Origin of the sequence: Hoylesella buccalis ATCC 35310 (genome assembly GCF_025151385.1) — a bacterium.
GTDB lineage: Bacteria > Bacteroidota > Bacteroidia > Bacteroidales > Bacteroidaceae > Prevotella > Prevotella buccalis.
The window spans coordinates 464,200-478,549 of record NZ_CP102287.1 but is presented as its reverse complement, the minus strand read 5'-3'; the positions used below and the strand labels follow the sequence as shown (position 1 = coordinate 478,549).

The window sequence follows — 14,350 nt, the reverse complement described above, 5'->3', positions numbered from 1 at the left end:
TTTCAATTGAATTTTCGTAATTTTGCAACGATTTATACGAATTTATTATTTAAGCAGAAATACATCAAATGGAATTAGCAAGTAAGTATGATCCCAAAGAAGTGGAATCAAAATGGTATGAGTATTGGCTGAACCACAAACTTTTCAGTTCAAAACCTGACGGACGCGAACCTTATACGGTTGTCATACCTCCACCCAACGTCACTGGCGTTTTGCACATGGGACACATGCTCAACAATACCATTCAAGATATCCTGGTGCGCCGCGCCCGCATGGAAGGCAAGAATGCCTGCTGGGTACCGGGTACAGACCATGCGTCGATTGCCACAGAAGCCAAAGTGGTGGCACGTCTCAAAGAACAGGGCATCAACAAGACTGACCTTTCAAGAGATGAGTTTTTGAAGCATGCATGGGACTGGACACACGAGCACGGCGGCATCATCCTGAAGCAACTGCGTCGCCTGGGCGCTTCTTGCGACTGGGATCGCACGGCCTTCACCATGGACGAAAAGCGTTCGGAGAGTGTCATCAAGGTGTTCTGTGACCTCTACAACAAGGGACTCATCTACCGCGGAGTGCGCATGGTGAACTGGGATCCACAGGCTCAGACGGCCCTCAGTGACGAGGAGGTGATTTACAAGGACGAACATTCCAAACTGTATTACCTGCGATACAACGTTGTGGAAGAACCCGGCAAGTATGCCGTTGTGGCCACCACGCGTCCAGAAACCATCATGGGTGACACGGCCATGTGCATCAACCCCAACGATCCCAAGAACCAATGGCTGAGGGGTAAGCACGTCATCGTGCCACTCGTAGGCAGGGAGATTCCGGTTATAGAAGACGACTACGTGGATATCGAGTTCGGAACGGGCTGTCTCAAAGTGACACCGGCGCACGACATCAACGACCATGCCTTGGGTTTGAAACACGGATTGCAAACCATCGACATCTTTAACGACAACGGTACCCTCTCCGAGGCGGCCGGACTGTATGTGGGCATGGATCGTATGGAGGTGCGCAAGCAAATAGCCAAAGACCTGGAGAAGGCGGGATTGATGGAAAAGGTGGAAGACTATGACAACAAGGTGGGCTATTCCGAACGCACCCATGTGCCCATTGAGCCGAAGCTATCCACACAGTGGTTCCTCAAAATGCAACACTTTGCCGACCTGGCCTTGCAGCCGGTGATGGACGATGACATACAATTTTATCCATCAAAGTATAAGAACACCTACCGCCACTGGCTGGAGAACATCAAGGATTGGTGCATCAGCCGTCAGCTATGGTGGGGACATCGCATACCAGCCTACTACTTCACGGTAAACGACAAGCAAGAGGTTGTGGTGGCCAAGTGTGCGGAAGAAGCGCTGGAGCTGGCCCGAAAGAAGGACAATGCGCTGACCATGGAACAGCTGGAGCAAGACAGCGACTGTCTGGACACCTGGTTCTCCTCATGGCTGTGGCCTATCTCGCTCTTTGATGGCATCAACCATCCCAACAACGAGGAAATCAACTACTACTACCCCACGGCTGACCTGATTACCGGACCCGACATCATCTTCTTCTGGGTGGCACGCATGATCATGGCCGGATACGAGTATAAAGGGCAGATGCCTTTCAAGCATGTGTACTTCACGGGCATTGTTCGTGACAAACTGGGTCGTAAGATGAGCAAGAGTCTCGGCAACTCTCCCGACCCCATCTCACTGATAGACCAATACGGAGCCGACGGTGTGCGTATGGGTATGATGCTCAGTGCGCCGGCGGGCAACGACATCCTCTTCGATGAGAGCCTGTGCGAGCAAGGTCGAAACTTCAACAACAAGATTTGGAATGCCTTTAGATTGGTAAAAGGATGGGAAGTGGTTGACGGCGAACAGCCCAATGCCTGCAAACTGGCAACAGCCTGGTTCGAGGCAAAACTGCGCACCACAAACGAAGAAGTGAACGACCTGTTTGCTAAATATCGTATCTCTGAAGCCCTCATGGTGGTGTATCGCCTGTTCTGGGACGAGTTTTCCAGTTGGTATCTGGAAATGGTCAAACCTGCCTACGGTACGCCCATTGACCGAACAACATACGAAGCAACCTTGAAATACTTTGATGTGCTGCTCAAAATGCTGCATCCTTTCATGCCATTCATCACCGAAGAACTGTGGCAACACCTGTACACACGCGCTGAAGGAGCATCGATTATGCGCGAGAAGTTGCAAATCGCAGAGCCTACGGACGCGGACAGAACGCTGGTAGAGGACATTGAAAAGGTCAAACAAATCGTGAGTGGCGTGCGTACTGTACGCAACCAAAAGAACATTTCACCTAAGGACGAACTTGAGCTCATCGCCATATCCAACAACAACCATGCGGTTTATAACGACATCATCACCAAGATGGCCAACCTGAAAAACATTGAGGTGGCGGAAGAAAAGCCATCAGACGCAGCCCTATTCATGGTGGGTACCGATGAATTTGCCGTGCCAGTGGGCAACTTGATTGACGTAGCAGCCGAACTCAAAAAGCAGGAAGACCAGCTCAAACATCTTGAAGGATTCTTGGCTGGCATCAAGAAGAAGCTCGCTAACGAGAAGTTCGTGGCCAATGCTCCGGAAGCTGTCGTGGCACTGGAGCGTAAGAAACAGAGCGACTCGGAGGAGAAAATAGCCTCATTGCGCCAATCAATAGCAGAGTTGAAGAATAAAGTATCATGATGAATAGGAGGAAACGATTGTTTTGGTGGGTGATCTTGGCATGCACGATGATACTCTCTTCGTGCAGCGAGGATGAGCCTGTAAACGTTGAGGACTTCAATAAGCAGACCATACTGGTTTACATGCCTTGGTCAGGCGATTCGAATGTCAGCGGGCTGTATAACATTTTCAAGGAAAACCTAGACAGCATTGAGTCGGGAATAAAAGCCAAGAAAGGGTTGAAAGGCTCACGATTGGTGGTTTTCCTCAGCAAGTCGGCCACTGAATCGGAATTGTACGAGGTGAAATATGAAAACAAGGAGTTTGTACACCAACCCATCAAGACCTATTCGGGGCATGCATACACCACGGCAAGCGGTATCGCAGAAATAATCAACGACACCAAGTCGGCTGCTGAAGCCTTGAACTATGCCATGATTATTGGGTGTCATGGAACAGGTTGGACTTACAAGGCCAACTGGAAAGACTATCCATATCAGGCGAAGAAATACAACTTCATGACGCGGCAACGCGTGACCCAATGGGAACGAACACGCTTTTTTGGCAGCGTGAACGACCTGGAAAACTATGCGACAGACATCGAAGTGCTGGCTGAGGGCATTGCCCAGACGGGTACTAAAATGCAGTATATCTTGTTTGACGACTGTTACATGGCCAACATAGAAACGGCTTACATGCTGAAAGATGTATGCAACTTCTTGATTGGGTCGACCTCAGAAGTCATTGCTATCGGCATGCCTTATGCATCCATGTGGGCCAGTTTGGCCACACCAGTACCCAACTATGCCACGGCAGTAAACAAGTTTCATGAGTTTTATTCAAACTATAAGGTGGCCTCTGGAGCCATTGCCGTGATTGATTGCCGTCAAGTAGATGGGCTGGCCAACATCATGCGAGACATTAATGCCGTCTATACCTTAGACGACAAACAACGAGACAGCATCCAAGTACTGGATGGTTTCAAACCAAACATCTTCTTTGATTTGGGCGACTACGTGGACAAGCTGTGCCAAGACGAAAGAATGAAAGCAACATTCAAAGCCCAACTGGCCAAGGTTGTACGCAGCAAGAGCGTGACGGATTCAATTTATTCGTATATCTATCCATACGAAAAGCCCAAGTATATCAAGATTAAGAACTTCAGTGGAATCACCATTTCCGACCCAACCCTGCATGTTGCACCATCGCGAGGATTGCAGCAAACAGGCTGGTGGAAAGCAACACATTAGGTTATCGCCTTACGTCTTCTCAAGAACAGTTTCGCTTTTGCGAAAGTTCTGAAATCAACTGAAAGGCGCTAACCCGTGCGGTGGAGAATTCTTTCGAATTAGAAAGAATAAGAAAGTCCAACAGACAGGTATTCCTTGTACATGAAATATCCATGGTGATCGTCGCGCTTACGACTGTCGTCAAATCGTGGATATACGTACAGGTTGGTGGAGAGGTACTTGGTAAACTGAACCGTGAGCGTATTCTCCCACTCCATTTCGGTACGTTTGTAGGACGTATAACCGTACAAACGCGTCTTCCATCGAACCATATCAGAGAACTTCCAGGTGAGATCAATGTTCAAACTCGAACCATAGTCGTCTACATAATGTTTACCTTTTTCGATACCAAATCTTGTTACCAAATCTTCACGTCCCACATAACGATAATGGTAGGCAAACGGAGCTATGTTGACATTTCCCTTGAGCTTGCCCTTAAACGAGTCGACGTTGTACCGCATACCCAGGGATAATTCAACGTTCAACGGAGAGAGGAAATCGGAGTATACGCGCTCGTCGTTGTTACGATAGCCACGCATGAACTGAGTGTTGGCAATAAGTTGCAGAGAATAGTACCATCTCTTGGAGGCTTGCAGACCAAAGCTGCTCGTGTATCTGATATCGTCAGTATGGGTTTTAAGCGCGTGCAGGGTATCACTCTTGGAGGTTTGGAAACCTAATTTCATCTCCAGCTTATTGTCCCATTTCACTTTCTGCTTATTGTTGTAATTGGCATTTAGCGTCACAGTGCCCAGCATCGAATAGTTGCTCTCGCCTGCCTTGTACCAGTTGCCTGATACATAGTTTTGCAGGAATTGAAGATAGCCATCGCCCGAGAATTTCCAGAAATTAGGTTTTTTGATGACTACGTCTACTGGAACAGGTAAAGCTTCGGTGGGTGTGGGTGCCACTTTCTCTACGATGGCGGTCTTCGTCTTGATGGTTGCATCTTGACTTGTTGAGACCAGGCCCTGCGCATTGAGACGTGTCTGCGTGTTCCGAACAAGATCAGGACGCTTCAAATAAACGCGGAGCAAAGCTCTCTCCAGCGTTTCGTTGAGCATAGAATTGGTTACGGGGTCTTCAGACAGTCGAAACTGATTGTGGCTGATGTTATGGTAAAACGTCATAGGCAAAAACAATCTCGAGTATTTGCCATTCTTGTCATTGAGCAAACTGTTCAATGACGCATTAACCTTCTGCAGCGAATCAAGCTGCATCTTATAGTTTTTCAGTGAATCTGTATACGTTTTTACGAAAGGAGCAACGGTATCCACAGGATGGTGGATAACGCCACGTAAACTCTCCCCATAAGCATTCATAGCAAGAGCTGACAAGAACAATAACGCTGTGCTTTTAAATTTCATTTTATTAATTGTTTTGTATGGATGCAAAGGTAATAATAAAAAATGACAGTTGCTTGTTTGTTTCGCAATTTTATGCTAACTTTGCAACTTGTATTTTTGTGACATTTAACAAATAAAATATCATATCGTGGCTGAAACAAAGTATATATTCGTTACGGGTGGTGTAGTTTCATCACTTGGTAAAGGTATCATTTCATCTTCTATTGGTAAGCTTTTACAAGCAAGAGGTTACAACATTACCATTCAAAAATTTGACCCTTACATCAATATCGATCCCGGTACACTCAACCCTTACGAACATGGAGAGTGCTATGTAACGACCGATGGTATGGAAACCGATTTGGACTTAGGCCACTACGAGCGCTTTACCGGCATACAAACCACCAAGGCTAACTCGCTGACAACCGGTCGTATCTACAAGGCGGTGATTGACAAAGAACGGCGAGGCGACTACCTGGGCAAGACCATTCAGGTGGTTCCTCACATCACAGACGAAATTAAACGCAACGTGAAGCTGTTGGGACAGAAGTATCATTATGACTTTGTCATCACGGAGATTGGAGGTACAGTGGGCGATATCGAGTCAACACCTTTCCTGGAAGCTATCCGTCAATTAAAATGGGAACTGGGTAAGAACGCCTTGAGCGTACACCTCACATACGTTCCTTACTTGAAAGCTGCGGGAGAGTTGAAGACCAAACCAACGCAGCACAGCGTGAAAGAACTGCAAAGCATTGGTATACAACCCGACGTACTGGTGTTGCGCACCGAGAAACACTTGAAGGATGATGTTTTACATAAGGTGGCTTCGTTCTGCAATGTGGATTTTGATTGTGTGATTCAGAGCGAGGATTTGCCAAGTATCTACGAAGTTCCGGTGAACATGCAGAACCAAGGTCTGGACGTAGCCATTCTTAAAAAGATGGGATTGGAAGTAAAAGAAACGCCAACCCTTGGTCCATGGAAGAGTTTTCTGGAGCGAAGAAACAGAGCGAAGGAAGAGGTTCACATCGGTTTGGTTGGCAAGTACGACCTTCAAGACGCTTATAAGAGTATTCGAGAGAGCCTTTCACAGGCTGGCACCTATAACGACCACAAGACTGTATTGACGTTCATCAACTCGGAAAAGATCACTGAAGACAACGTTGCAGAAATGTTGAAAGGGCAAGACGGCATTGTTATTTGTCCTGGATTCGGGCAGCGCGGCATAGAAGGTAAGCTGGTTGCGGCTCATTATACACGCACACACGACATCCCTACCTTTGGTATTTGTCTGGGTATGCAGATGATGGTGATAGAATTTGCACGCAACGTGCTGGGCTATCCTGATGCCAACAGTAGAGAGATGGATGAAAAGACAGAGCATAATGTCATTGACATCATGGAGGAACAGAAGAACATCACCAACATGGGAGGTACGATGCGTCTGGGTGCTTACGAATGTCAACTGAAACAAGATTCACGCGTGTTCAACATCTATCGACAGGAATTCATACAAGAACGTCACCGTCACCGTTTTGAATTCAACACCGCTTTCATCAAAGAATTCGAGAAGGCGGGCATGATGTGCGTAGGAAAGAATCCTGAAAGTAACCTCGTTGAAGTAGTAGAAATACCTGGTTTGAAGTGGTACATCGGTACACAGTTCCACCCAGAGTATCAGAGTACAGTGCTTAAACCACACCCATTATTCGTCGATTTCATCAAGACGGTTATTCAAAATCAGAAGAAATAATCAAGAAATGGATAAAAATACTATTACCGGACTCGTGCTGATGGGTCTGCTGCTGATTGGGTTCAGCTGGTGGTCGCAACCCTCTTCCGAACAAAAGGCAGAAATGATGCGCCAAGACTCCATTGCTGCGGTCATGAAGCAAAAGGCAGAAACCAACAAAAAGAATGCGGAAGCCAAACATTTGGCTGAACAGAAAGCCAAGCAAGAAGCTGACACCACGGCTCTTTTCCATGAAGCCTTACAGGGTGACGCACAGGATATCGTTTTGCAAAACGAGAAACTGCAACTTACTTTGAACACCAAAGGAGGAACAGTCACCAAAGCTGTGATTAAGGGATTCAAGGACAAAGAAGGAAATAGGGATGTAACGTTGCTGGATGAAAAGGTTCATCGTTTGAACTTCACCCTATCCACCAAAGACGCCAATATCGCTACACAAGACCTCTTCTTCCAACCTTCGGCACAGACAGACTCCACCGTTACGCTCACAGCCAATGCGGGTCAGGGAAAGTCTATGGTGCTTACTTATAAATTAGGGCCAAACTATCTCCTACACATGTCCATGCAAGTGATGGGCATGAACGGTCTTTTTGCGCCAGATACGAAAGTCATGAACGTGAACTGGAAAGACAAATGCAGACAGCAGGAGAAAGGTTTTACATTTGAGAATCGCTATTCAACCCTTACTTATCATGAGGAAGATGGTGGCACAGATAAGCTCAGTGAAACTTCTGAGAAAGTAGATGAGCAAATCGACAAGAAGATTGACTGGGTTGCTTTTAAGAACCAGTTCTTCTCAGCTGTGATGATTGCCAAGCACGACTTTAATACTGGTGCCTTGTTGACCAGCATTCCTCAGCAGAAAGGCAGTGGCTTCTTGAAAGAGTATGAGGCGAAATTGAAAACCTTCTTTGACCCAACTGGGCAAACACCATCTGAATTTGAATTCTATTTCGGCCCAAATGATTTCCGTTTACTCAACCGAGTTGAGCAACAGAGTACTTTCAATAAAGACCTTGAATTGCAGAGATTGGTATACCTTGGTTGGCCATTGTTCCGCATTATCAACCGTTGGTTCACCATCTATGTATTCGATTGGCTATCCAAATGGTTCCCCATGGGCGTAGTACTCATCTTAATCACCTTATTATTAAAGGTCATTACCTTCCCAATGGTTAAGAAGAGCTACATGAGTTCGGCCAAGATGCGTGTCTTAAAACCAAAACTTGACGCTGCCACGGCACAATACAATAAGCCTGAAGACCAGATGCAGAAGCAGCAAGCCATGATGGCTGAATATTCTAAATATGGCGTTAGTCCTCTTTCTGGCTGTCTGCCAATGCTCATTCAGATGCCTATTTGGATTGCTATGTTCAACTTTGTGCCAAACGCTATTCAACTACGTGGTGAAAGTTTCCTTTGGATTAACGACTTGAGTACATACGATCCAGTGATTGAATGGAACAGAAACATTTGGCTCATTGGTGACCACCTGTCACTCACCTGTATTCTTTTCTGTGTGGCCAACGTGCTCTATAGCTGGATGACCATGCGCCAACAGCGCGATCAGATGGTGGGACAGCAAGCCGAACAAATGAAGATGATGCAATGGATGATGTATCTCATGCCAGTGATGTTCTTCTTCATGTTCAACGACTATTCATCAGGCCTTAACTTCTATTACTTTGTTTCACTGTTCTTCAGTGCAGCCATCATGTGGACTTTGCGTAAGACGACCAACGATGAGAAGCTGCTTAAGATTCTCGAAGCACGATATGAAGAGAACAAAGCAAACCCGAAGAAGCTAAGTGGCATGGCGGCTCGCTTGCAAGCCATGCAGGAACAACAGCAAGCCATGCAACGCAAAAGAGAAGAACTTGAAAGAAAAAAACGTAAACTATAATAGGGATGAAAAAAACAACACTCCTTTTAGCAACTGTCGCCCTCTTGTTTGGCGGCAGTTTTGCAAATGCACAGAACACCGTGAAAGATCAAAACGCAACATTCAAAGTGGGCAGTGACCTCATGACACCAGAAGCCTTATGGGCCATGGGACGCATTGGTGGTGCCACAGCTTCACCAGATGGCAAACAAGTTGTCTACCAAGTAGGCTACTACAGTGTGAAACAAAACAAAAGTCAGCAGATGCTGTTCGTCATGGATGCAGACGGAAAAAACAAACGTCAGCTCACAACAGGACAGCAAAGCGAAACAGATGGCGCATGGATTGATCAGGGACGACGCATCGCTTTCATCACAGGAGGCCAGCTTTGGTCAATGAATGCCGACGGAAGTGACCGAAAACAGCTCACAAACAGCAGCGTGGACATTGAAGGATTCAAGTTTTCACCAGACGAAAGAAAAGTCATCCTCATCAAGTCACTTCCCTATCATGGCACCATTCAAGCCAATCCTGCTGACCTTCCACTGGCTACAGGGCGACTCGCTACTGACATGAACTACCGCCATTGGGATCACTATGTTGAAACAATCGCACATCCTTTCGTGGCAGACTTTGACGGTTCAAGAATCAATGATGACATAGACATTTTGCAAGGCGAGCCTTTCGAGTGCCCAACCGCTCCTTTCGGAGGAACAGAACAGCTTGCTTGGAGCCCCGATTCTAAGTCAATTGCTTACACATGCCGTAAGAAAGAAGGTGTGCAATACGCCATTTCCACCGATACAGACATCTACTTATATGATGTTGCAACAGGCAAAACCAAAAACCTTTGCAAGCCATCTGGCTACAAAGAACCTGCCATCGATGCCACAAAATCGATGAAGAATCAAGCGGTGAATCATCAACCAGGCGATATGAATGTTGGTTACGACACCAATCCTCAGTTCTCTTCGAACGGCAAATACATTGCTTGGCAGAGCATGGCGCACAATGGTTATGAGAGCGACCGCAACCGCTTGTGCGTCTATACACTTGCGGATGGAACGAAAAACTATGTCACCGAACAGTTTGACAGCAATGTTGACGCATATTGCTGGGGCAATGATAACAACACATTCTACTTCATTGGTGTATGGCATGGCAAGACACATGTCTATCAAACCAACCTGAAAGGCCAAATCAAACAACTCACTGATGGACAATACGACTACGGTAGCCTACAGCTGTTGGGCCGTAAGGGACAGCTACTCGTTACGCGCCACTCGATGTCACACCCAGATGATTTGTTTGTTCTCACTCCGTCAAAGAAGGAAAAGCGTTCACAAGTGACACAAATAACAGATGAAAACAAACATATCTTTGATCAATTGGCCATTGGAAAAGTTGAAGAGCGTTGGACAAAGACAACAGATGGCAAGGACATGCTCAGCTGGATCGTTCTTCCTCCACACTTCGATGCCAACAAGAAATACCCTACTCTGCTGTTCTGTGAAGGTGGTCCTCAAAGCCCAGTCAGTCAGTTCTGGAGCTATAGATGGAACTTACAAATCATGGCAGCACACGGCTATATCGTTGTTGCACCAAACCGTCGTGGTCTTCCTGGCTTCGGTTCGGCATGGAACGAAGAGATTTCTGGCGATTGGACAGGACAATGTATGAACGATTATCTATCGGCCATCGACGACGCAGCAAACAATCTTCCCTACGTGGACAAAGACCGATTGGGAGCTGTTGGCGCCTCTTTCGGTGGATTCTCGGTTTATTATCTTGCCGGTCATCATGACAAACGATTCAAATGTTTCATCTCTCACGATGGTGCATTCAACCTCGAGAGCATGTATACTGACACCGAAGAGGCCTGGTTCTCCAACTGGGAATACGAAGATGCCTACTGGAACAAAGACCAAACAGCCAATGCAAAGCGTACATACCAGAACAGTCCTCATCAGTTTGTTGATAAATGGGACACGCCTATCCTCTGCATACATGGTGAAAAGGATTATCGTATCAACGCCAATCAAGGCATGGGAGCCTTCAATGCCGCCCGTTTGCGTGGCATTCCAGCCGAACTACTTATCTTCCCCGATGAGAACCACTGGGTGCTGAAACCACAAAATGGCATTCTTTGGCAACGCACTTTCTTCAACTGGTTAGACCGCTGGCTGAAGAAATAATGCCCTTGTGCCAACTCGTCAACTAAAAAAAACTTTAAAACTCAATAACTTAAAAACTCACTATAATGGTTGAAACATTTCAAAAGAAACTGAGTGACTCTCCAGCATGGCGCTGGACTGCCCTGGTATTACTGGCATCGGCAATGTTCTTTGCCTACATCTTCGTTGACATTCTGTCGCCTTTACAAGAATTTTTACAAACACAACACGGTTGGGACCCTATAGCCTACGGCCGTTTTGCGGGTTCTGAACCATTCTTGAACGTATTTGTATTCTTCCTCATTTTCGCAGGTATCATCCTGGATAAGATGGGTGTGCGCTTCACAGCCATTCTTTCAGGTGCCGTCATGGTAGTTGGTGCTTCCATCAACTATTACGCATTGACAGAAGGTTTCGAAGCAAGCAGTCTGAAGGTATGGTTTGATAACAATTTGAACCTGCCGCTCTCGGCCTGGAATGTTACACCATTTTATGATGGCATGCCAGCCTCAGCCAAACTATCAGCCATCGGATTCATGATTTTTGGTTGTGGAGCTGAAATGGCTGGTATCACGGTTTCGCGTGGTATTGTGAAGTGGTTTAAGGGTAAAGAAATGGCGTTGGCCATGGGAATCGAAATGGCTATTGCCCGTGTGGGTGTCGCCGTGGTTGTCATTGCTTCGCCAGCCATCGCCTCTATCCATCCAATCGACGTTTCACGGCCTGTCGCTTACGAGCTTCTTTTACTGATTATTGGTTTGATATGCTTTATTGTTTATGGTTTCATGGACAAGAAGTTGGATGCACAAGGCGTGGAAGAAGAGAAAGATGATCCATTCAAAGTGTCGGACATTGGAAAGATATTATCACTGAAAATGTTCTGGATTGTGGCGCTACTCTGCGTTCTTTACTATTCAGCCATCTTCCCTTTCCAAAAATACGCCATCAACATGTTGCAATGCAACCTTAACTTTACGGCCGAACAAGCAGGTATGGTGTTCTTCGTATTTCCATTAGGTGCCGCTGCCGTCACTCCTTTCTTAGGCAATTTCCTCGACCGCAAAGGTAAAGGAGCGTCCATGCTCATCTTAGGCGCGTTGCTCATGGTGATATGCCACCTTGTGTTTGCGTTCGTCGTACCAGCCACACAAAGCGTCATCATTACCTATGCCGCCATCATCTTGTTAGGCATTTCGTTCTCATTGGTTCCGGCTGCACTGTGGCCTTCTGTTCCAAAGCTGATTGATGACAAACTCATTGGTTCGGCATACGCATTGATTTTCTGGATTCAGAACATCGGTCTTTATGCCTTCCCCATGATCATTGGTTCTGTGTTGCGTTCATCCAACCCTGGTGTTACCGACCCATTGAAGTACAACTACACCGTACCCATGTTGGTATTCGCCTCTTTGGGCGTAATCGCTCTTGTCTTGGGATTCCTGTTGAAAGCCCTTGACAAGAAGAAAGGTTATGGCTTGGAACAACCAAACATCCAAAAGTAGGAGTGATAGCACTGGGCAAGTACGAAATACTTGCCCATGGGCCTGACATCAATTGGGCCACCCTACCTCAACCCACCTGTACCAAGAAGGGCTCAACTTATTACAGTTGAGCCCTTCTTGCTATATAAATGGTTGCTTGTATCAGAAGCGATAGCCCAATGTGAGCAACAGCTGATGGCGCTTGTGGCTAACGCTTACAGCATCGGCGATACAGTCCTCTTGCTTGTTTGTTTTAGAACGGTAACTCATGAATGGATAAAAATCGCCATTGGTCTGTGTATACTGATAGGCCAAATCTACAAAGAATTTCTTGACTGAGTAACCCAATCCGCAGGTAATGCGGTTGGTACTTTCCCAGTTGGTGTAGTCGGTTGAGGTGGCGTATGCGTTTCCTGGCGAGGAAATACTACCGTCACGAAAACCGTCCTTGCTAAACATCGGACTCAAATAGTTATACCCCAGACGAACAGCCCAACTTGGATGCGGTTTGTATTCCGCGCCCAATTTCACTGTACTCACTCCTTTCAGGGTTGCTTTGGTATGGTCGTTCATGCCACCATCACTATAAGAGTCATCATAATAGCCACCATCTACAGGGTCATAATAACCACCGTTGTTCACGCGATTATCGATTGTGCCATAGTCAGCATACTCGTAGGTTGCACCCAAGGCCAGCTCTCTGCCAATGGTATGTCCCAGGCTCAAACCAAACTTCCAAGGTGTGTATACCTTGAAGTCATAATCTGAGCTTTGCCCTTTGTCTACCCTGTCCAGCCCAGCGCCCATGGTCATATCATTTGCACCTTTTAGATGTAAGCTGTACATGGTAGGCGTGTGGATATATGCTCCTATACGGAATGGAGAGTTTTCTATGGGTAGGAAGATAGCACCAGCCTTGAGATCAACACCAGTACCATCTATTCGCAGGTCTTCCCACATTCCCATTACTGTGTTAAGCTCCAAATTCTCCGTGTAATAGCTGTTGCTACGATAGTTCACGTCGTGCAAGCCAAAAGTCAATCCAAGGTACACCCGATTGTTAAAGTTGCCGCTTAGATTTAAGCTATACTCACCAATGTATCCTTTTTGATACTGTCCAAACACATAGGCCGTACCATCAAGATAGTCCATGCCTGTCTGTTTGCCATTAGAATCCTTGATAGGAGCCATCAAACTGGCATAGTTGGCATCCACGCCATTCCAATTATAGTCGTTAGCATACGGATACTTCATCGCCGACAGTTTATTCTGTGAGGCTTGCGATAGCGTGTTTACAGCCGTTAGAATCTGGTCAAAATTACGACTCTTGTGGTAATTAAACGCAATGTTCACATATTCGTTCCAGCCTGTACGCATTGAGTAAACCAACCCTATTTGGTCAAAGCTGGCATTGGTCTTGTTACCATTGAAACTAACATTGATGTTGCTTATAGAGGGCGTAGTGGTTTCACCTTGCTGAGTGACCATTCCCCCAGATACAGTAACCTGCCCAGAACGGAACAACCCAATCCCTGCTGGGTTAGTACTAATCGTGGATATATCCGCACCCAGCGCCTCCAAAGCGCCACCCATACCTACATACCGAGCCGTACCATTGAGGTCGTTGTCAATCAGTTTCGTATCTTGATAAGTTTCTTGTGCTGTCAGTGATGCCGACATGAACATCATGACCGCCATCAGGCAATATTTTGTCTTCATTTGTCTCATCTTT

At 46.4% G+C, this 14,350-nt stretch carries 8 protein-coding genes; 6 read left to right on the top strand and 2 right to left on the bottom strand.

Annotation, left to right across the window (positions count from 1 at the left end):
- Window positions 1-68 precede the first annotated feature (68 nt).
- Both NQ518_RS02050 and NQ518_RS02045 read left to right on the top strand, forming a co-directional pair.
- Window positions 69-2,711, top strand: a complete 2,643-nt coding sequence (locus NQ518_RS02050) for a valine--tRNA ligase (protein WP_227204969.1) — start codon at window positions 69-71, stop codon at window positions 2,709-2,711.
- On the top strand, window positions 2,708-3,940 hold the full coding sequence (locus NQ518_RS02045) for a clostripain-related cysteine peptidase (protein WP_227204967.1): 1,233 nt from the start codon (window positions 2,708-2,710) through the stop codon (window positions 3,938-3,940). Before NQ518_RS02050 ends, NQ518_RS02045 begins: the two co-directional genes overlap by 4 nt.
- Window positions 3,941-4,038: 98 nt before the next feature.
- Here NQ518_RS02045 and NQ518_RS02040 read toward each other — a convergent pair whose 3' ends face one another.
- Complete coding sequence (locus NQ518_RS02040; RefSeq protein ID WP_227204965.1) at window positions 4,039-5,346, bottom strand: DUF3078 domain-containing protein; 1,308 nt, start codon at window positions 5,344-5,346, stop codon at window positions 4,039-4,041.
- Window positions 5,347-5,473: 127 nt separating this feature from the next.
- On the opposite strand from NQ518_RS02040, the gene NQ518_RS02035 reads away from it, so the two are divergent.
- The 4 genes from NQ518_RS02035 to NQ518_RS02020 all read left to right on the top strand — a co-directional run bounded on the left by NQ518_RS02035 (window position 5,474) and on the right by NQ518_RS02020 (window position 12,639).
- A complete protein-coding gene (locus tag NQ518_RS02035; protein WP_227204963.1) occupies window positions 5,474-7,081 on the top strand; it encodes a CTP synthase in 1,608 nt (535 codons plus the stop codon).
- A gap of 7 nt (window positions 7,082-7,088) precedes the next feature.
- Window positions 7,089-8,984, top strand: coding sequence for a membrane protein insertase YidC (gene yidC, locus NQ518_RS02030; protein ID WP_227204961.1), 1,896 nt, complete (start codon window positions 7,089-7,091; stop codon window positions 8,982-8,984).
- A 5-nt stretch (window positions 8,985-8,989) separates the two neighbouring features.
- Window positions 8,990-11,158 carry a dipeptidyl-peptidase Dpp5 gene (locus NQ518_RS02025; protein ID WP_227204959.1) on the top strand — a complete coding sequence of 723 codons (2,169 nt, stop codon included), beginning with the start codon at window positions 8,990-8,992 and terminating at the stop codon, window positions 11,156-11,158.
- Window positions 11,159-11,223: 65 nt separating this feature from the next.
- Window positions 11,224-12,639 (top strand): MFS transporter, encoded by a 1,416-nt coding sequence (locus NQ518_RS02020; RefSeq protein ID WP_227204956.1) that lies wholly within the window; start codon window positions 11,224-11,226, stop codon window positions 12,637-12,639.
- A 141-nt stretch (window positions 12,640-12,780) separates the two neighbouring features.
- Here the strand turns inward: NQ518_RS02020 and NQ518_RS02015 are convergent, their stop codons facing one another.
- The gene (locus tag NQ518_RS02015; RefSeq protein ID WP_227204953.1) at window positions 12,781-14,337 is read right to left on the bottom strand and encodes an OmpP1/FadL family transporter; all 1,557 of its coding nucleotides are present in this window, start codon (window positions 14,335-14,337) and stop codon (window positions 12,781-12,783) included.
- Window positions 14,338-14,350 lie beyond the last annotated feature (13 nt).

What these genes read in the sequence shown, in the direction of transcription:
- NQ518_RS02025 (WP_227204959.1), top strand. Translation starts at nt 8,990, where the DNA reads ATGAAAAAAACAACACTCCTTTTAGCAACTGTCGCCCTCTTGTTTGGC.
- NQ518_RS02050 (WP_227204969.1), top strand. Translation starts at nt 69, where the DNA reads ATGGAATTAGCAAGTAAGTATGATCCCAAAGAAGTGGAATCAAAATGG.
- yidC (WP_227204961.1), top strand. Translation starts at nt 7,089, where the DNA reads ATGGATAAAAATACTATTACCGGACTCGTGCTGATGGGTCTGCTGCTG.
- NQ518_RS02020 (WP_227204956.1), top strand. Translation starts at nt 11,224, where the DNA reads ATGGTTGAAACATTTCAAAAGAAACTGAGTGACTCTCCAGCATGGCGC.
- NQ518_RS02040 (WP_227204965.1), bottom strand. Translation starts at nt 5,346, where the DNA reads ATGAAATTTAAAAGCACAGCGTTATTGTTCTTGTCAGCTCTTGCTATG.
- NQ518_RS02015 (WP_227204953.1), bottom strand. Translation starts at nt 14,337, where the DNA reads ATGAAGACAAAATATTGCCTGATGGCGGTCATGATGTTCATGTCGGCA.
- NQ518_RS02045 (WP_227204967.1), top strand. Translation starts at nt 2,708, where the DNA reads ATGATGAATAGGAGGAAACGATTGTTTTGGTGGGTGATCTTGGCATGC.